Consider the following 17,617-nt stretch of genomic DNA (forward strand, 5'->3'; position numbering starts at 1 on the left):
CTTGCCGAGCCGCCCGGCTGCCCACCCGACACGCAAGGACGTCCGGCCGCAACGCTCACTGCTCGCGCATGCCCCAGGGAGAGCCGTACTCCCTCAGCAGGTCGAGGAAGGGCACCGGCGGGAGGGCCTCCGGGCCGCGGACGCCGGACTCCGCCCACACGCCGCTCGCCATGAGCTCCAGGGCGACGACCGGGTTGATCGCCGTCTGCCAGACGACCGCCTGCGATCCGTACTCGCGCATCGACCATTGGTTGTCGACCACGTGGTACAGGTACACCTCCCGCGGAGCGCCGTCCTTGGTCCCCTTCACCCATGTGCCGGCGCAGGTCTTGCCGTGCATCCGGTCGCCGAGCGTGGCCGGGTCAGGCAGGCAGGCGGCGACGACGTCGCGTGGGGACACCTGCGCCCCGCCCGGGACGGTCACCTTGTCCGTGCGGTCGAGGCCGAGCTTGTGCAGCGTTTTCAGGGTCTCGATGAAGTCGTCACCGAGCCCGTACTTGAACGTGACCCTCCCCGCGTCCACCCAGCGGGGGATCAGCAGAACCTCTTCGTGCTCGACGTTGACGCACTCGACCGGGCCGATGCCCTCGGGAAAGTCGAAGACCTCGGGCTCGCTGAAGGGTGCCGTGGTGAACCAGCCCCGGTCCTTCTCCCAGATCACCGGCGGATTGAGGCACTCCTCGATGGTGGTCCAGATGGAGAAGGAAGGGGCGAAGTCGTAGCCGTCGACGGTGAGGTTCGCACCGTCGCGGACGCCGATCTCCTCGATCGTGTCGAACAGTTCGTCCGCCGCGTACCGGGCGAACACGTCGGAGAGCCCCGGCTCGACCCCCATGCCCACGAGCGCCAGCCGCCCCGCCTTCTCCCAGTCCGTGGCACGCTCGAACTGCGCGTCGCCCAGCTTGACCCCGCACTCCTCGTAGGGGCGGTCGCGGTGCGGGTACGACAGTGACATCGCCATGTCGATGTAGTGGGCCCGCGCCTCGAGCGAGGCCTCGAAGAGCGGCATCACGAATCGCGGATCGGTCGCGTTCAGCAGCACGTCGCACCGTTCGGCCGCGAGCAGCGTGGTGACCGCCTCCCGGTCGCCGGCGTCGACCCGGACCGCGCTGAAACGGGTGCCGTCCTCGCCGAGCGCGGCGACCGCCGCCTCGGCGCGCGGCAGGTCGCGGTCGGCGACGACGATGTGGTCGAAGAAGGAGCGGCGGGCGGCGATCCGGGTGATCGCGGTGCCCACACCGCCCGCGCCGACCAGCAGTACTCGCATGAGGAACGCCTTTCGTCGGGGGCCCAGGAGCCCTGTGCCGCCATGAAACGGGCCCTCGGCACAACACGTCAATCATGTTGGCATAAGCTCGACGGGGACGGAGGGAGCCCTGATGGCGAAGCAGGTGGTCACGGAATCGGCGCGCCGGCGCAGGCGGCCGACCAAGAACGGCGTTGTCCTCTCGGAGCAGCTGATCGTGGAGACGGCGCTGCGGATGCTGAAGGAGCACGGCCGGGACGGGTTGACGGTGCGGCGCCTCGGCACGGCGCTGGGAGCCGACCCGAGCAGCTTGTACCGGTACTTCCGCGGCACCGACGATCTGACGCTGGCCATAGCCGACGAGCTGATGGGCCGGGCGATGCGGGGACGTCGGCCCGTGGGTGACTGGCGGGGCGACCTGCGAGATCTCGGGCTGCGGATCCACTCCGCCTATCTCGCGCACCCGCAGGCCGCTGTTCTCACGGCGAGCCGGGTCAGTGGCCGTGCGAACGAGATCGCCGCCGACGAGACGATCCTCGGCGTGCTGCGCTCCGCCGGGTTCCCCGATCCGGAAACGGTGCGGATCTACCAGGCCTTCATCGACCAGACGCTCGCCTTCGCGGCGCTCGACGCCGCGAGTCTCGCTCTTCCGGACACGGCCCGGACCGCTGACGAGACGGTCTGGCAGGCGACCTATGCCCGGCTGCCGCCCGACACCCATCCGAACATTGCCGCCACTGCGCCGCTGCTCGTCGACCGCATGAACGAGAGCGCGTATCCGCACGCGCTGGACATGCTCCTCGACAGCGCCGAGGCGACGCTCACGGCGGTCCGGCGGCGAGACAGTCACGGCCCGATGGGGCCTCGCTGACCGCCACGTGACGTGACGTCAATGTCCGTCGCTCGACGGTCGCGCGAAGGCTCCACATCAGCCCTGGGCCTGTTCGGCACCTCGCAGGAGCGGACAGGCCCAGGGCACCACGTCTCCGGCCGCGGGTGGTCAGGCCCTGTCCCGCCGCGCGGCCTTGCGGCGAAGACGGAGGGGCAGCACGTACCAGCACAGCACGAACCACAACATGACGCCGCCGACGAGCAGTTCCGCCAAGAGGCTCGGCAGCACGACGTGAAGGATCAACAGCAGGGTGCAGCCGATGGTGAGGGCGAGCAGGACCATACCGCACACCATCAACCGACTTGCGGCCTCCACCACCTCGTGCTTCATCCGCAGTCCGGACAGGAAGCGATGGATCGACACCGGCGCTATCAGCGCCCCCGTCGCCGAGGCGCCGAGCACCACGGTGACGACGTAGATGCCGCGGTCGAAGGTGGCGAGGTCACGGAAGGCCGGTGTGAAGGCCAGACTCAGCAGGAAGCCGAACAGAATCTGGACTCCGGTCTGTGCGACCCTGGTCTCCTGAAGGATTTCGTTCCACCGGCGATTGACCCGCTCGCGCGAACTCTCGGGCGGGCAGCCGATGTCAGCGGTTTCGTCGGGCGCGTCCGCCGTTCGGCTCGTGATGGTCGCGGACCTTTCCAGCATGGCCATAGAACCTCCTCGGTGGTGCGCGTGTACCCGCAAGTCCGCGCGGTACGCCGACCTGCGCACACGGCGGGCAGCCACGCCCGGTGCCGCTTCTGTCCTGCACACACAGCCACTGATTGGATGGTCCGGCCTCGCGGCCCATTCGGCATCCGGAACGCCCGGAACGGATCCGGACCCGAGCCGTGCGCCCATGGCCGGCACGGCTCACACGGTCACGCCGGCGGCAGCAGCAGGAAGACCGGACGGCGCCCGGCTGCGGCGGCGAACTCCTCGTCCGTGGAGGTCGCGTTCACGTCGAAGTACGGACGGGGCACCGGAACCTCGCGAAGGTACTGCCTCAGCACCGGGACGCTCTGCCGCGCATCCAGCTCCACGACCCGCAGACGCTCGGAGCGGCCACCCCTGCTGAGCGTGACGTCGCCGTTCACCCGCACGTTGCGTACCCGGCTCGTGACTCCGTAGGTCGCCACCAGCCGGCGTTGCCCGTCGGCCGTCATGACGTCGACCGGATCAAGGATGCACAGGGTGATGCCGGGCAAGTGCCGCCCGCACCATGCCCGTTCCCCGCCGGGTCAGGCGTCGACGCGGCGCTTGCCGAGCCAGTCGACCATGGCCGGGTCGCGGTGGTCGAAGAACAGCGACGATCCGGTGTCGAGGGTGGTGATGGCGGCCATCTGGTCGCCGGTGAGTTCGAAGTCGAAGACGTCGATGTTCTCCGCCATACGCTCGGCCCGGACCGACTTCGGGATCGCGACGACGCCGCGCTGGACGAGCCAGCGCAGCACGACCTGCGCCACGGACTTGCCGTGCTCGGCGCCGATCCCGCTCAGCAGCGGATCGGTGAACAGGTTGTTCTTCCCCTCGGCGAACCCGCCCCAGGACTGGATCTGTACGCCACGCTCGCGCATGAGGTCCTGGTCGGCCGCGCGCTGGAAGAACGGGTGCGTCTCGATCTGGTTCACCGCGGGCGTGATCTCGTTGTTGAGGATCAGGTCGATGAGCCGGTCGGGGTAGAAGTTGGCGACGCCGATCGCCTTGGCGAGGCCCTCACGGTTCAGGTCCTCCATGGCACGCCACTGTCCGTAGACGTCGCCGTAGGGCTGGTGCATCAGGTACAGGTCGACGTGGTCCAGGCCGAGCTTGGCCAGCGACGTCTCGAAGGCACGCCGGGCGTTCTCCTGGGCAGGCGCGTCCTGCACCCACAGCTTGGTGGTGACGAACAGGTCCTCGCGCGGGATGCCGCTGCTCCTGACGGCCCGGCCCACGGCCTCCTCGTTGCCGTACGCGGCCGCCGTGTCGAGCAGGCGGTAGCCGGCCGCGAGGGCCTCGGAGACGGCCCGCTCGGTCTCCTCCGGCGGGATCTGGTAGACGCCGAAGCCGAGGATCGGCATCTCGACGCCGTTGTTCAGGGTGACGTGCTGCATCCGGGTCCTTCCGTGGGTGGTCCGAGGCGGGCCGTGAAGGCCGGGGCCGGGGGCGGCGCCGCTCCGGCGCCCGAGGTGCCGCCGCCTCCCCAGCAGTACCGCCGCCCCGCACGCTCCTTGGAGGCGCTGCGGCCCCTGCTCGACATGGCCGCGCCCCGGCCTGACCCCGGCACCCGCCGAGGCAGCCGCACAAGGAACCCTGATCCGGGCGGAGGGTCAGCTCCGGGAGGCGCAGTCACAGGCGTGGCCGACGCCCGTAGGGCCGTGGCCGGGCGCCCGCCCCAGGACACAGCGGACGGGCGCCGGGGGGGTGGTCACGGGCCATAGGCCAGGGTGGTCATCATGCCGGATTCCGAGTGGTAGATGTTGTGGCAGTGGAGCATCCACAGACCGGGATTGTCGGCGTCGAAGTCGAGGACGAGTTTGTTGTGGGGCAGGACGGTGGCGGTGTCCTTGCGGGCCCCCAGGGAATCGATACCGGCAAGGGCGAACGTGTGGCCGTGGAGATGCACGGGGTGCCACATGTCGGTCGCGTTGACGACGACCAGGCGTACGCGTTCGCCGCGTTCGACGTGGTGGACGCGGTCAGGTGAGTAGGGGCGATGGTCGATGCCCCAGTCGTAGTCCTTCATGCCGCCGGTGAAAGTGAGTTTGAGGATCCGGTCGGGTCTGCGCCGGTCGAATTCCACGGATTCGTGGGGCCTGAGCCGGCGGGCCGAGGGCAGAACATCGCGCCGCAGTTCGGCGGGGCGGGCAGTGGGGCCGGGCAGTGCGCCTCCTGCCGTGCGCAGGACGGCCATGGCGGCGCCGTTCTTGCCTTCGGCGAGTGCGGTGAGCGGGAAGACGCCGTCCTTCGCGGTGATCAGTACGTCGTACCGTTCGCCCATGCCGAGGAGCAGGGAGTCGGTCCGGTGGTGGCGTACGGGGAAGCCGTCGCTGTGGGTGACCGTCATCCGGTGGCCGCCGAGTGCCACGCGGAACGGCGTCTCGGCGCCCGCGTTGATGATGCGCAGCCGGATCCGGTCGCCGGCCCTGGCCCTGAACTGGGCCGGGTCGTCGGATGTGCGCCCGTTGATCAGATAGTGCGGGTAGGCGACATCGCCGGCGTGGCCCCCGAGCAACGGGCTGTTGGCACCCGTCATCAGCCGGTCGGGTCCCTTGCCCCGCTTCGGAGCGGGTGACGCGTCGTCACGCTCCGGCGCCCGGGCGGCCGGCGGACCGTACCCGGCCGCGATTCCCCCTGAGGGTCTCGACGGTACGGAGCCGGCTCCGTGACTGTTCCCGCGCTTGTGGGCGGAGCCGTGCCCCATGGCGGGCTTGCCCTTCCGGAGCTGGTCGAAGACGTCCTCGGGGCTGGAGCCGCCGACGCCGTCGATCCAGTCGTCCAGCTGGACGATCCATTCCGCGTCGTAGGCGAGGGGCTCGTTGGGGTCGTCCACGATCAGCGGTGCGTACATCCCGCGGTCGATCTGCAGGCCCAGGTGCGGGTGGAACCAGTACGTGCCGGGGTGCGGCGCCCGGAAACGGTAGGTGAACGAGCCGCCCGGCTTGATGGGTGGCTGCGTCACGTCGGGCACGCCGTCCATGTCGTTGCGCAGGGCGATCCCGTGCCAGTGCACCGTGGTCGGTTCGGGCAGATGGTTGGCGAGGGTCAGCTCGAGTGTGTCGCCGGCGGTGATCCGCACCTCCTTGCCGGGCAGTTCGCCGTCGTACACCGAGGTCCTGACGGTGCGTCCGCCGCCGATCCCGACCGTGGCCGGCGTGGCCGTGAAGGTGAGACCGCGGAGCTTGCCTTCGGGACTGGGTGTCCATGTGGGCCGGAGCTTCTTGCCGTCCGCGACGACGGAGCCTTCGCCGCCGACGTCCGTGGCCGCCCGTCCGGTGCCGCCTGCGCGCTCCGCGCCGCTGCCCGAGCAGGCAGTGGACAGCGCGGTTCCCGCGGCTGCGATCCCGGCGCCGAGCACGGCACGCCGGGTGGGAGAGGCCGGACGGGTGTGGTCCTGGCTGTACATGGTCCTCCGTCTGTCGGATGTGCGGGTCCCGCCCCGGCCGAGGGGCGGCGCCCCGGGCGGGGCCTGACGCGGCACGAACCAGCATGGAGCATCATGTCCAAAACATGCGGTAAGTTCGTGTATGTCCTCGCCGTGGTGCTGCCGGAATTCCGCTCGTGACGGCGGATCGCACCGCGGACGGCAGGTCGACGCACGAGGGGGTGACACCGGCGAGGGCCAAGGGGCGCGCCCGGGAGCCGGGTGGGCTGCGCACATGACAGCAGCCGAAGCCTCGCGCCAGGAGTCAGCCCAAGGACGCGAACGTGAAGTGCCGCACCTGCAGCGGTGCAACCAGGTACTCGTCCTCGCCCGGCAGGACCACGGGCCGGTCACGCCAGTGCTCGCCCGCGTAGGCGACCAGGTCCTCCTCGCCGCGCCGGCGACTGACGTACAGCGGTGAGCCAGGCGGCGCGAGCAGTACCTCGTGGTCCACCAGCCCTGGGTAGCGGCCGGGAAACTCGCGCACCGCGGACACGATCATGTCGCGGAATGCTGAGAAGCGTTCAGGACGTACCTGTGCCTCACTCACCCTGACGATCATTCAGGCGGAGTGGCACACCGGCGGACCGGACGACAGTGCCTCCGCCGGTCCCGCCCGGCGCCCCGGCCGGTCTTCACGGGCGTCCTGCCGGTACGGGCAGAAGGGCGGGCCAGCGAGCGAGTATTCTTCGGCGCATGGCGGTGCAGAGGCGGCTCACGCCACTCAGGGACCGGTGCTCGGCCGTCATCCGGCTGACCACTCCGAGCCGGTGGACGAGCCGTTGCCGGGCGGTCGCGGTGCCCCATGTCCAGTCCTGGTGCAGAACGCGGTCCAGGTGATCGGTGCCGTCACGGCGCGCCCGCTCGACCAACGCGTCGCCGCGGAGCAGCCAGCCGGCGCACGCGTCGGCGAGCCCGTCCCGGGTCTCGGAGCCGGTCGTGGCACGCCACTCCTCCCGGTATGCGCGCTCCGCCCGTTCCAGCAGCGGCTCCGACGCAGAAGTGACGCACCAGCAGGTCGGAAAGCCGATGCGCAGGTAGGCGAGCTCCATCGAGCCGCTGCCCAGTGACGCCTGTTCGAAGTCGATGAATCTGACCCCGGCGGCAGTGTGAAGATCATTACCGGGACAGGGATCACCGTGGAGAAGCGCATGCCCGGATGCCTGCTCGAGCCGGTCCACGAGGTCGTCGAGTTCGCCGGACACACCAGGTGCGACAAGGACTTCCAGTGCTCCGGCCAGCCGCAGGAAGGACGCGATGTCGGCCTGGTTCGGTCCCTGCCATCGGGGGAGTACCCCGACGTCCTCCGCACCGGCGGTGGCGTGCAGCCGTGCCAAGGCGGCTGCGTAGTCGACGATCCAGTCGCCGGGCGGGCGCCGGTGGTCCAGATGCTCCAGCACCAGGACCCGGGACTCGGGATCGGTCGCCAGCAACGCGGGCACCACAGGAGGTTCGGCCCGGGTGGCGAGCCGCAGGGCGGCCACCTCGCGGGCGTATCGCTCGTCGGCATCGGGGCCGTCGACGAGCTGCTTCACCACCGCCGTTACCGCCGGCAACTCGACGCGCCACACGCGCGAACGAGGGCTGCTGTCCAGTCTGCGAGAGCGTCCGGGCGATCCCAGCTCGGCCCGTAGCTCGTCCCCGAACGGCAGTCGCGACCCCATGGGCCCATCCTTCCACGCCACCGAACGAGCATGCTTCTCCCGCGCGACGCATCACACTCCGGTCAGACCTGCACCCCGTCGTTCCCCGGCGTCGTGGCCCGCCGTGTCCACGCCGCCAGGGCCTCCGGCGTGCGCGGCCCCTCGTCGGAGAGGCCCAGCAGTCCATGGGCACGGAGCACCTCCGCGACCGCCGTGCCCCACGGTCTGCGCAGCCGCGCCGAGTCCAACAGGGCCTGATCGGCGAGGAGTTCACCGACAGGACCGGTGCGCAGGCCGTCCGGTGAGAGCACGGCCGCGTCGTCGGCCCAGCGCAGCGCCAGGTCGACGTCGTGCGTCGCCATCACGACCGTCGTCCCGGAGGCGCGCAGCCGGCCGAGGACCTCGAGCAGCCGCTCCTGGCCGTGCGGGTCGAGTCCGGCGGTCGGTTCGTCCAGGATGAGCACCCTCGGCCGCATCGCCACGGCGCCCGCGATCGCGGCCCGTTTGCGCTGGCCGTACGAGAGGAGATGCGTGGGCCGGTCCCGCAGGGCCACGATGTCCATCGCGGCCAGCGCCTCGTCGACCCGGACCCGTACCTCGTCCTCGGCGAGCCCGAGATTCATCGGACCGAACGACACGTCCTGTTCGACCGACGCCGCGAAGAGCTGGTCGTCCGGGTCCTGCACGACCAACTGCACCGTCGTGCGGAGCCGGGTCAGACCGGCCCGGTCGTAGGTCACCGGCTCACCGTGCAGGCGCAGTCGGCCCGTCGCGGGCCGCAGCCCGCCGCTCAGCAGCCGCAGCAGGGTCGTCTTGCCGCTGCCGTTGCGCCCCAGCAGCGCGGTGGAACGGCCCTCCGCGAGGCCGAGACCGATGCCGCTGAGCACGGCGGGCCCGTCCTCGTACGCGTAACCCGCGTCGACGAGCTCCACGACGGCCGGGCCCGCGGGGGAGCGGTTCATGGCAGACACCTTTCGAGCGCGAGAGTGAGGGCGACGATCCCGGACAGCAACGCGGCGACCATGGCGAGGAACGGTCGCGACACGGTCGCCCGCGGCACCAGCACCCGCAACGTGCCGTCGTATCCGCGGCCCGCGAGCCCGGCCTGCAGACGGCCGGCCCGGTCGAAGGCGCGCACGAAAGCGGTCGCGCCGAGGCCGGCCAGCGACCGCCAGGCGGCAGTCCGGCTCGCATGGCCGAGACGGGCGGCCTGCGCCTGGCGGATGTTGGCCACGGCGTCCAGGAGCAGAAAGCTGATCCGGTACATCACGAGCGCCACGTCCACCACGGCCGGCGGCACGCCCGCGCGGACCAGCCGGGGCAGCACGTCCGACACGGGTGTCGTGAACGCGAACAGCAGCACACCCAGCGACGCGGCGGACGTACGCAGCAGCAGTCGCGCGGCGTCCCCGGGCCCGTCGGGTGCGAAGGCCATCATGCCGTCGGGACCTCCCACCGAGAACAGCAGCGGTACGGCTCCGGTGACACAGAACCCGAGCGGGATGCGGAACGCCCGCCACAGTTGGCGCGGTGCCACCCCGGCCGGACCGAGCAGGATCGCGACCGTCGCGGCGGCGACGAGAACGGCACCCGGCCAGGGCGGCAGGCAGACGGCCGTGACGGTCAGACCGAGGCCGAGGGCGGCTTTTTCGCAGGGGTGGCGGCGGCGCCAGCGACTGCTGTGTGCCGCCGCGTCGATCGGCAGCATCGGCGCTAGGGCGCCGTCGTCGTGGGGTCGGTGCCCTCGCTGCGCGAGCCGGGGATCGAGGGGTCGGGTGCCGGGTCGTCCGGCGTCCCGTCCCCGGCCCGCTCTGCCGCCGCCCGCTCCTCGCCCTGCCGGCGGCCCTTGCGCAGGCCGAAGTAGTACGCCAGGACGCCCGCGCCGAGCGCCGCCTGGAGGGAGAAGAGCGCCGACTCGACCTCGCCGGACGGCGGTTCGTACAGGGGGGTGAACCACGGCTCGTAGTCCGGCTCGAGTTCCGTGATCGCCGCCTCCGCCTCGCCGTCGGCGCCGGCGAACGGCTCCTCCTTGTGGTCCCCGAGCCCCAGGACGAGCGGCAGTACGGCCAGCGCCGCCACGGCGAGCAGCAGCAGGGTGTTGATCCTCGCGTTACGGCTCATCGGGCCGACGCCTCCTTCTTCGCGCCCGTGACCAGCACACCGAGCCTGGTCAGTTCACCCGTGCTGGACCGGCTGAGCAGTCGCATCACCAGCACGGTGAGCAGCCCCTCGCTGACCGCCAGCGGGAGCTGCGTGACGGCGAAGATGCCGCCGAACTTCGCCAGCGCGCCGGGGATACCGCTGCCCGGGTCCGGGAACGCCAGCGCCAACTGCACGCTGGTGACGCAGTACGTGGACAGGTCGGCGACGAACGCGCCGAAGAACACGCTCACCATCAGCGGCACGTCGAATCGGCGTAGCAGCCGGTACACCGCGTATCCCGCCCACGGTCCGACGACCGCCATGGAGAAGACGTTCGCGCCCAGCGTGGTGAGCCCGCCGTGCGCCAGCAAGAGTGCCTGGAACAGCAGGGTGATGGTGCCGAGCACCGCCATGATCGGCGGTCTGAACAGAATGGCCCCGAGGCCCGTGCCGGTCGGGTGCGAACAGCTGCCCGTCACCGACGGGATCTTCAGCGCCGACAGGACGAACGTGAACGCCCCGGACGCGCCGAGCAGCAACGTCGATTCCGGATTGGACCTGACCTCGCGGTTCAGGGCCCGCACGCCGTGGACGACGAACGGGGCCGACGCGACGCCCCAGGCGACCGCGTGCAGCGGGGGCAGATACCCCTCGGCTATATGCATGATGTGGGAGACCCTCTCCAGCACCTCGTGGATGGACAACGCACCCTGGCCGGTCTCCTGGCTGACGGGTCATGCCGCCCGGACTCCGCCTTCCCGGGCACCGCGCGTTCACGCGGTGTCCCAGTGGCTCCCCGTGAGGGGGTGGAGCCGGACTTCCCGATCACAGTGGCGAGGGCCGCACCGGTACCGCACCGGTTTCCCGAACACCAAGGCCCCGTGACACTAATGCGTTGACCAGCGACATCACAAGCCGCGCACGGGCGCACCCGGGGGCGGCGGGGTGAGCTGTTCGCCACACCCGCCGCCGAACCGCCCGTCCGTCACTGCTTGCGGTAGCCGTACGCCTCCGACGCCGCGGCCTCCACCGCGTCCAGGTCGGCGCCGGCGGAGGCCGTCACCACGGCCGCGACCGCGCCCTCCACGAACGGCGCGTCCACCAGGCGGGTACCGGGGGAAGTTCGTCGCCCTCGGCCAGCAGGGCCTTGACCGTCAGGACGGCGCTGCCCAGGTCGACGAGGACGGCGACGCCCGCGCCGCCGTCGACCTGCTCCGCCGCGGCGGTGATCAGTTCCGAGCTGGTGCCGAGGCCCCCGTCGGGCGTGCCGCCCGCCGCGGCCACCGGCGCCGTATCGCCGCCGCCCGCGAGTCCCTCGGCCAGTTCGGCGACCGCGGTGGCGACCTCCCTGCTGTGCGAGACCAGAACGATGCCCACCCGCTTGCCGCCGCCGCTCATCCGGCCGTTCCCTCCGCCGCGTCCGCCGTCTCGGCGAGCGCCGCCAGCAGCAGCGCCGACGATGTGGCGCCCGGGTCCTGGTGACCGATGCTCCGTTCACCGAGGTAGCTCGCCCTGCCCTTGCGCGCCTGCAACGGCACCGTGGCCGTCGCTCCCCGATCCGCCGCCTCGCGGGCCGCCGCGAACGTCCGTGTGGAGTCGCCGAGCGCCGCCACCGCCGGCTCGAGCGCGTCCAGCATGGTCTTGTCACCGGCCTTCGCCCCGCCGAGCTGGGCCACCGCGGCCACGCCGGTCCGCAGTGCTTCGGCCAGCTGCCCCGGTGTCACCTCGGCGTCGTCCCCCAGCGCCTTGCCGGTGCGCCGCAGCAGCGTCCCGTACAGCGGGCCCGACGCCCCGCCGACCGTCGACACCAGCTGTCGTCCGGCCAGCATCAGCACGGCGCCCGGCGTCGCCGGGGGCTCCTTCTCCAGGACCGCCACGACGGCCGTGAACCCCCGCCTGAGGTTGCTGCCGTGGTCCGCGTCGCCGATCGCCGAGTCCAGCTCGGTCAGTCGGTCCGCCTCCCGGTCGACCGAGGCCGCGACCGCGGCCAGCCAACGGCGGAAGAATTCGGCGTCGAGCACAAGAACTCCCTGGGATCAGTCGGTTCGAATGGTGATCTTGATGCTTCAGCTCTCAACGTCCCCAGCGCAGCGCCGGAGTCTGCACCGGCGCGTCCCACAACCGGAGCAGCTCCTCGTCCACCTGGCAGAGCGTCACCGAGGCGCCGGCCATGTCGAGGGAGGTCACGTAGTTGCCGACGAGCGTACGGGCCACCGCCACGTCCCGCTCCGCCAGCACACGCTGGACCTCGGCGTTGAACCCGTACAGCTCGAGCAGCGGCGTCGCGCCCATCCCGTTGACCAGCGCGATCACCGGGCCGGTGGGCCGCAGGTCCTCCAGCACGGCGTCGACGGCGAAGTCGGCGATCTCCCGCGACGTCATCATCGGGCGGCGCTCCCGCCCCGGTTCGCCGTGGATGCCGATGCCCAACTCCAGCTCGCCGGACGGAAGATCGAAGGTGGGGCTGCCCTTCGCCGGCGTGCTGCACGCGCTGAGCGCCACGCCGAAGGAGCGGGAGGAGCCGCTCACCTGCCGGCCGATCGCCTCGACCCGCTCCAGCGGTGCCCGCTCCTCCGCGGCGGCCCCGGCGATCTTCTCCACGAACAGGGTCGCCCCGGTGCCGCGCCGCCCCGCCGTGTACAGGCTGTCGGTCACCGCGACGTCGTCGTTGACGAGGACCTTTCCCAGCCGCACCCCCTCGTCCTCGGCGAGTTCGGCCGCCATGTCGAAGTTCAGCACGTCACCGGTGTAGTTCTTCACGATGAACAGCACGCCCTCACCGCTGTCGACGGCGGCGGCGGCCCGCACCATCTGGTCGGGCACCGGGCTGGTGAACACCTCCCCGGGGCAGGCGCCGTCGAGCATCCCGTGCCCGACGAACCCGCCGTGCAGCGGCTCGTGCCCCGAGCCGCCCCCGGAAACGAGCGCCACTTTCCCCGCGACGGGCGCGTCACGCCGCACGATCACCCGGTTGTCCACGTCCACGGCCAGATCGGGGTGGGCCGCCGCCATCCCGCGGAGGGCGTCCGCGACCACGGTCTCGGGAACGTTGATCAGCATCCTCATGGGTGTCTCCTGGGAAGCTCGGCAGGGTGCGCTTCTGGCCTACGTTCTCGCTGGTCCGCGAAGGAGCGCAAGATTGCTGCCGGGCGGCTCGTGCCCGGCAGGTGACCGATCGCCGGAAGCCGCGCAGGGCACCGAGCTACGGTCACGTCACCATGGTCGCAGGTAGTGAGGTCCTTGCCCTTCCGTCCGCATGGCATGCGTGTGCGGCGGTCCGGAGCGTTGCCCGCGGGGCCAGGGACGGCCGTGCACCGTGGTCGAAGACTGCCGGCAACGCCGCCACGGCCGTCGGCGCCTCCGTCGTCACCCGCGTCCACGATGGTTGAGCCGAATGCAGCCGCACCGTCGCGCGCCGGAATTCCCCGTTGTTTATGTTGAGCGCGTCACGATGGGGAGTGCAAAGAACCCGAGGAGCGGCATGGGCCGGACGGAGTACGACTACATCATCGTCGGCGGGGGCTCGGCCGGCTGCGCACTGGCGAACCGGCTCAGTGCTGATCCGGAGAACAAGGTCCTGGTCCTGGAAGCGGGCCGGCCCGACTGGATCTGGGACATCTTCACGCACATGCCCGCCGCGCTGACGATGGTCATCGGCAACCGTTTCTACGACTGGTGCTACGTCTCCGAACCGGAACCGTTCATGGACGGCAGGCGTGTCACCCAGGGCCGCGGGAAGCTCCTCGGCGGGTCGAGTTCCATCAATGGGATGATTTTCCAGCGCGGAAATCCGATGGACCTGGAACGCTGGGCGTCCGACCCGGGCATGGAAACGTGGGACTACGCGCATTGCCTTCCGTATTACAAACGGATGGAGCACTGCGTGGCCGGTGCCGACGACTGGCGCGGCCAGGGCGGCCCGCTGTGGCTGGAACGCGGTCCCGCGGCCAACCCGCTGTTCTCCGCTTTCCTCGAGGCCGCGCAGCAGGCCGGTCACCCGCTGACCTCCGACGTCAACGGCTACCGGCAGGAAGGGTTCGCCCGCTTCGACCGCAACATCCGGCGCGGGCGGCGCTGGTCCGCCGCGCGCGCCTACCTCCACCCGGTCAAGAAGCGGCCGAACCTGACGGTGCAGTGCTTCTCGCAGGTGGACCGGGTGCTGTTCAAGGGCAAGCGTGCGGTGGGTGTGGACTACCGCCGGTTCGGCCGGGAACGCCGGCGGGACTTCGGCGGCGAGGTGATCCTCTGCGGAGGCGCCGTCAACACGCCGCAGCTGCTGCAGCTGTCCGGAATCGGCAATCCCGACGAACTGCGGCCGCTGGGCGTCGACATGGTGCACGAGCTGCGCGGTGTGGGCGAGAACCTCCAGGACCACCTCGAGGTCTATGTGCAGCACGCCTGCAAGCTGCCGATCTCGTACAACCCGTCGCTCAAATGGTCCAGGCGGCCCGCGATCGGTCTCCAGTGGCTGCTTTTCCACACCGGACCGGCGGCCACCAACCATTTCGAGGCCGGCGGTTTCGTACGCGGAAACGACGTCGTGCGCTATCCCAATCTGATGTTCCACTTCCTGCCCATCGCGGTGCGCTACGACGGCACACCGGTCGGCGCGGAGCACGGCTACCAGGTGCACATCGGACCCATGTATTCGGATGTGCGCGGCTCGGTGAAAATCAAGTCCCGGGACCCGAGGGTGCATCCGGCGCTGCGGTTCAATTATCTGTCCACACCCAACGACCGGAAGGAGTGGGTGGAGGCCATTCATGTCGCCCGCGACATCCTGTCCCAGCCGGCTTTCGCCCTGTACGACGGAGGCGAATTGTCACCCGGTCCCGGGGTCGAGACGGACGAGGAGATCCTGGACTGGGTCGCCCGCGACGCCGAGACCGCGTACCACCCGTCCTGCACCGCACGCATGGGCGTCGACGAGATGTCGGTGCTGGACCCCACCTCCATGCGGGTGCACGGACTCGAAGGGCTGCGCGTGGTCGACGCGTCCGCGATGCCGTACCTCACCAACGGAAACATCTACGCACCGGTGATGATGCTCGCGGAGAAGTCGGCCGACCTCATCCTCGGCAACACCCCGCTGCCTCCGGCCACGGTCGACTTCTACCGGCACAGCACCCAGGAGAGCTGACACCCGGGCCGAAGGCGCAGCGGCGGCACCGGGCCGCGTCCGGATCGACGCGCCGGCACCGCCCGTCAGCAGGGCTCGCGCCAGGTGCCCAGTTCCGGGTTCTTGAGCATCGACGACAGTCGCAGCCCCCGGGCCGCCGGGCAGAACCCGGCCGTGGGCTGCGCGTACTCCACGTGGAAGACCGCCTTGCCCGCCGCGATGAACGGTTCGAGCAGTGCGCATTCGTCGTACTGTGCGCACTCCTCGTTGACCGCGAAGTCGAAGTCGTCCACGAGGTGCGGAATCTGGGCCAGGTCGTTCTTGAGGCCCACGGCCAGCCCGCGCTCGTGCGCGATGTCCGCGATCATGCGGTTGTACCGGAGCTGGTCGTGCGCCGTGAGCGGGAAGCCGGTGTCGTTGCCGTAGCCCTCGACCAGGTCCGGTTCCACGGCGTCGAACCCCTTGTCCCGGCAGATGTCGAACCGGCGTTCCATGACGGGCCGCAGGGCCGAGACCTGGCGGATGTCCAGCCAGCGCTCGCCGTGCCAGCCGTTGGGCCTGCCCAGCGCCGAGCGGGGGAAGTCGTGCCGGTCGGGACGGAAGTCCTCCCACGCCCCGACGTTGACGTAGCAGATCACCTTGCGGCCGTCCCGGTGCAGGCGGGCGACGTCCGAGGCGGTGTTCTCGAAGCCGTCGATGTCGTAGACGGGCACGTCGACCGACGGGTCGACCCTGCCGTCGAGCTGCCACTGCCAGGCCAGTCCGGGGCGCGGCTGCCAGACGGGGCCGGCGCGCCTGCCGTCCGTGCGATCGTGGCCGCCGGCGCATGCCGCCAGAGCGGCCAGAGCTGCCATGACGGCCACAGCGACGACGAGGACCGATGGGAGGCGCCTCATCGGTCCGTCGCGGTCAGCGCGGGGGTCAGCCGGGACCAGGGGTTGGGCGGTTCTCCCGTCACGGGTCCGCACACGGCCGCGCCCCGCTCGCGTGCGGTGCGCACGGCGAGCGGCACCAGCAGTTCGGGCACCCCGTAGACGAGGTGGCACAGCCGTTCCGGCGGCTGCCGCGCGGTCCACGAGGGACGGTCGAACGCCGACACGTACGTGGACCAGTGGCCCTCGAAGGTGACGGTCAGGTCGGCGAGCCGCGCGTAGCCGGGAGCGGGATGCACGCCCGGGTTGAGGACGACGGTCGAGGCGCCGAGGCGGCGGACGGACCGCACCAGCCGGCGGCAGGCCGGCAGACCGTGCGGCCCGGCGGTCACCTGGTCCAGGAAGCAGCCGTCGATGGCGTACCACTCCTGGTGCCTGCGCAGATCGGCCGTGATCTGCTCCGGGTCGCGTGCGCCGTAGTCCGTGTCGACGTAGCCGAGCAGCCGGGCCCCCGCCGTGCGCAGTGCGTCGGCCGCGGCGGCGAACGCAGGATCCGGCACGTGACCGGGCCCGCTGGCGGGGTTGAGCACGACGCCCCAGGTACGGGCGGCCCGGGTGATGAGCCGGTGCCACGCGGCCGGGTCCTCTGCCGGATGGACGTACAGCGGGATCAGCAGGCTCACCGTGCCGACGCCCCTTCTCTGCGGCACCCGGCCGCCCACAGCGCCGCCAGCGACGCGTCGAGGGGATACGACGGCCGCCAGCCGAGGGCTTCGCGGGCGGCCGTGATGTCGGAGCACTGCCACGACACCTGCGGGGACCGCGCGGAGTCGCTCGCGCCCTCCTCGACGATCCGCCCCCGGAAACCGGCCACGCCGGCCAGCGTCCGCACCAGGTCACGCACCTGGACCGCCTCGCCGCCGCCGATGTTGAGGATCGGCGGCAGCGGTCCCGGGGTGGTGGCCGCGAGCTCCGCCGCCCGGGCCACGTCGCGTACGTCCACGAAGTCGCGGTGGGCGGACAGGTCACCGAGCCTCAAGGCCGCGTCCGGGTCGCCCCCGGCGTCCGTGAGCATGGCGGTGACCCGGCCGGGCAGCCCGGTGGGCGGCGCTCCCGGGCCCACCGGGTTCCCCACCCTCAACACCACCGCGTCCAGACCCGACGCGGTCACCGCCACCGTGCCCGCCAGCTTCGTCGCACCGTACGGGCCGGCCGGGCGGGTCGCCGCCGACTCCGCCACCCGCCGGCCGGGCGTGCCGGGGCCGTACTCGGCGGCGGAGCCCAGATGCACCAGGCGGGCCGCGGGAGCCGCCTCCAGCAGCGCGGCGCACAGCACGGCGGGGCCGCGGGCGTTCACCTCCGCCAGGGTGACGGCGTCGGTGCCGGTCGCGCCCGCGCAGTTGACGACGGCGTCGGGCGCTGCCGACGCCAGCGCCTGCGCCAGCTGCCGCGGACGATCGGACGCGAGGTCGAGGGTGACGTCGACGGCGGTCGAGCGGCCGCCGACGAGCACCCGGGTGCCCGGCAGGGCACGCAGCCGCTCGGCGACGTGGCCGCCCAGGTAACCGGTGGCACCGAGAACGAGGATGCGCATGTGT

At 71.3% G+C, this 17,617-nt stretch carries 18 protein-coding genes, 1 pseudogene and 1 riboswitch; of the genes and pseudogenes, 2 read left to right on the forward strand and 17 right to left on the reverse strand.

The window, feature by feature from the left end:
- Window positions 1-55 precede the first annotated feature (55 nt).
- The gene (locus GLX30_RS33155) at window positions 56-1,267 is read right to left on the reverse strand and encodes a saccharopine dehydrogenase C-terminal domain-containing protein (protein ID WP_159694598.1); all 1,212 of its coding nucleotides are present in this window, start codon (window positions 1,265-1,267) and stop codon (window positions 56-58) included.
- A gap of 112 nt (window positions 1,268-1,379) precedes the next feature.
- Here GLX30_RS33155 and GLX30_RS33160 point away from each other — a divergent pair, with 112 nt between their 5' ends.
- The gene (locus GLX30_RS33160; protein ID WP_159694599.1) at window positions 1,380-2,117 is read left to right on the forward strand and encodes a TetR/AcrR family transcriptional regulator; all 738 of its coding nucleotides are present in this window, start codon (window positions 1,380-1,382) and stop codon (window positions 2,115-2,117) included.
- Window positions 2,118-2,246: 129 nt separating this feature from the next.
- Here the strand turns inward: GLX30_RS33160 and GLX30_RS33165 are convergent, their stop codons facing one another.
- From GLX30_RS33165 to dhaK, 13 genes and pseudogenes are all read right to left on the reverse strand, one after another.
- Entirely contained in the window at window positions 2,247-2,792 is a 546-nt protein-coding gene (locus tag GLX30_RS33165) for a DUF6328 family protein (protein ID WP_244258373.1), read from the reverse strand.
- Between the two features lie 209 nt (window positions 2,793-3,001).
- The gene (locus GLX30_RS33170) at window positions 3,002-3,328 is read right to left on the reverse strand and encodes a hypothetical protein (protein ID WP_208545530.1); all 327 of its coding nucleotides are present in this window, start codon (window positions 3,326-3,328) and stop codon (window positions 3,002-3,004) included.
- Between the two features lie 33 nt (window positions 3,329-3,361).
- Window positions 3,362-4,213: an aldo/keto reductase gene (locus GLX30_RS33175; protein ID WP_159694600.1), complete on the reverse strand. Its 852-nt coding sequence runs from the start codon at window positions 4,211-4,213 to the stop codon at window positions 3,362-3,364.
- 314 nt (window positions 4,214-4,527) lie between these two features.
- Entirely contained in the window at window positions 4,528-6,225 is a 1,698-nt protein-coding gene (locus tag GLX30_RS33180; protein ID WP_159694601.1) for a multicopper oxidase family protein, read from the reverse strand.
- A gap of 283 nt (window positions 6,226-6,508) precedes the next feature.
- Window positions 6,509-6,745: a hypothetical protein gene (locus GLX30_RS33185; RefSeq protein ID WP_244258374.1), complete on the reverse strand. Its 237-nt coding sequence runs from the start codon at window positions 6,743-6,745 to the stop codon at window positions 6,509-6,511.
- 133 nt (window positions 6,746-6,878) lie between these two features.
- On the reverse strand, window positions 6,879-7,907 hold the full coding sequence (locus GLX30_RS33190) for an aminoglycoside phosphotransferase family protein (RefSeq protein ID WP_159694603.1): 1,029 nt from the start codon (window positions 7,905-7,907) through the stop codon (window positions 6,879-6,881).
- A gap of 62 nt (window positions 7,908-7,969) precedes the next feature.
- Window positions 7,970-8,848 (reverse strand): ATP-binding cassette domain-containing protein, encoded by an 879-nt coding sequence (locus GLX30_RS33195; protein ID WP_159694604.1) that lies wholly within the window; start codon window positions 8,846-8,848, stop codon window positions 7,970-7,972.
- Window positions 8,845-9,594, reverse strand: coding sequence for a cobalt ECF transporter T component CbiQ (gene cbiQ / locus GLX30_RS33200; protein WP_159694605.1), 750 nt, complete (start codon window positions 9,592-9,594; stop codon window positions 8,845-8,847). Before cbiQ ends, GLX30_RS33195 begins: the two co-directional genes overlap by 4 nt.
- A 5-nt stretch (window positions 9,595-9,599) precedes the next feature.
- Entirely contained in the window at window positions 9,600-10,007 is a 408-nt protein-coding gene (locus GLX30_RS33205; protein ID WP_159694606.1) for an energy-coupling factor ABC transporter substrate-binding protein, read from the reverse strand.
- Window positions 10,004-10,693, reverse strand: coding sequence for an energy-coupling factor ABC transporter permease (locus GLX30_RS33210; protein WP_159695384.1), 690 nt, complete (start codon window positions 10,691-10,693; stop codon window positions 10,004-10,006). The genes GLX30_RS33205 and GLX30_RS33210 overlap by 4 nt, the downstream gene beginning before the upstream one ends.
- Window positions 10,694-10,722: 29 nt before the next feature.
- Window positions 10,723-10,947, reverse strand: a riboswitch (cobalamin riboswitch).
- Window positions 10,948-11,013: 66 nt separating this feature from the next.
- Window positions 11,014-11,426: pseudogene (locus GLX30_RS33215) on the reverse strand (PTS fructose transporter subunit IIA).
- On the reverse strand, window positions 11,423-12,049 hold the full coding sequence (dhaL, locus tag GLX30_RS33220; protein ID WP_159694607.1) for a dihydroxyacetone kinase subunit DhaL: 627 nt from the start codon (window positions 12,047-12,049) through the stop codon (window positions 11,423-11,425). Before dhaL ends, GLX30_RS33215 begins: the two are co-directional and overlap by 4 nt.
- Before the next feature lie 52 nt (window positions 12,050-12,101).
- Window positions 12,102-13,094 (reverse strand): dihydroxyacetone kinase subunit DhaK, encoded by a 993-nt coding sequence (gene dhaK, locus GLX30_RS33225; RefSeq protein ID WP_159694608.1) that lies wholly within the window; start codon window positions 13,092-13,094, stop codon window positions 12,102-12,104.
- A gap of 415 nt (window positions 13,095-13,509) precedes the next feature.
- On the opposite strand from dhaK, the gene betA reads away from it, so the two are divergent.
- Window positions 13,510-15,168 carry a choline dehydrogenase gene (betA, locus tag GLX30_RS33230; RefSeq protein ID WP_159694609.1) on the forward strand — a complete coding sequence of 553 codons (1,659 nt, stop codon included), beginning with the start codon at window positions 13,510-13,512 and terminating at the stop codon, window positions 15,166-15,168.
- Between the two features lie 65 nt (window positions 15,169-15,233).
- Here the strand turns inward: betA and GLX30_RS33235 are convergent, their stop codons facing one another.
- The 3 genes from GLX30_RS33235 to GLX30_RS33245 are packed head-to-tail and all read right to left on the reverse strand — an operon-like array spanning window position 15,234 to window position 17,613.
- Window positions 15,234-16,043 carry an endo alpha-1,4 polygalactosaminidase gene (locus tag GLX30_RS33235; RefSeq protein WP_159694610.1) on the reverse strand — a complete coding sequence of 270 codons (810 nt, stop codon included), beginning with the start codon at window positions 16,041-16,043 and terminating at the stop codon, window positions 15,234-15,236.
- On the reverse strand, window positions 16,040-16,702 hold the full coding sequence (locus GLX30_RS33240) for a spherulation-specific family 4 protein (RefSeq protein WP_159694611.1): 663 nt from the start codon (window positions 16,700-16,702) through the stop codon (window positions 16,040-16,042). The genes GLX30_RS33235 and GLX30_RS33240 overlap by 4 nt, the downstream gene beginning before the upstream one ends.
- Window positions 16,699-17,613, reverse strand: a complete 915-nt coding sequence (locus GLX30_RS33245; RefSeq protein WP_159694612.1) for an NAD(P)-dependent oxidoreductase — start codon at window positions 17,611-17,613, stop codon at window positions 16,699-16,701. Before GLX30_RS33245 ends, GLX30_RS33240 begins: the two co-directional genes overlap by 4 nt.
- Window positions 17,614-17,617 lie beyond the last annotated feature (4 nt).

Source organism: Streptomyces sp. Tu 2975, from assembly GCF_009832925.1.
Lineage (GTDB): Bacteria > Actinomycetota > Actinomycetes > Streptomycetales > Streptomycetaceae > Streptomyces.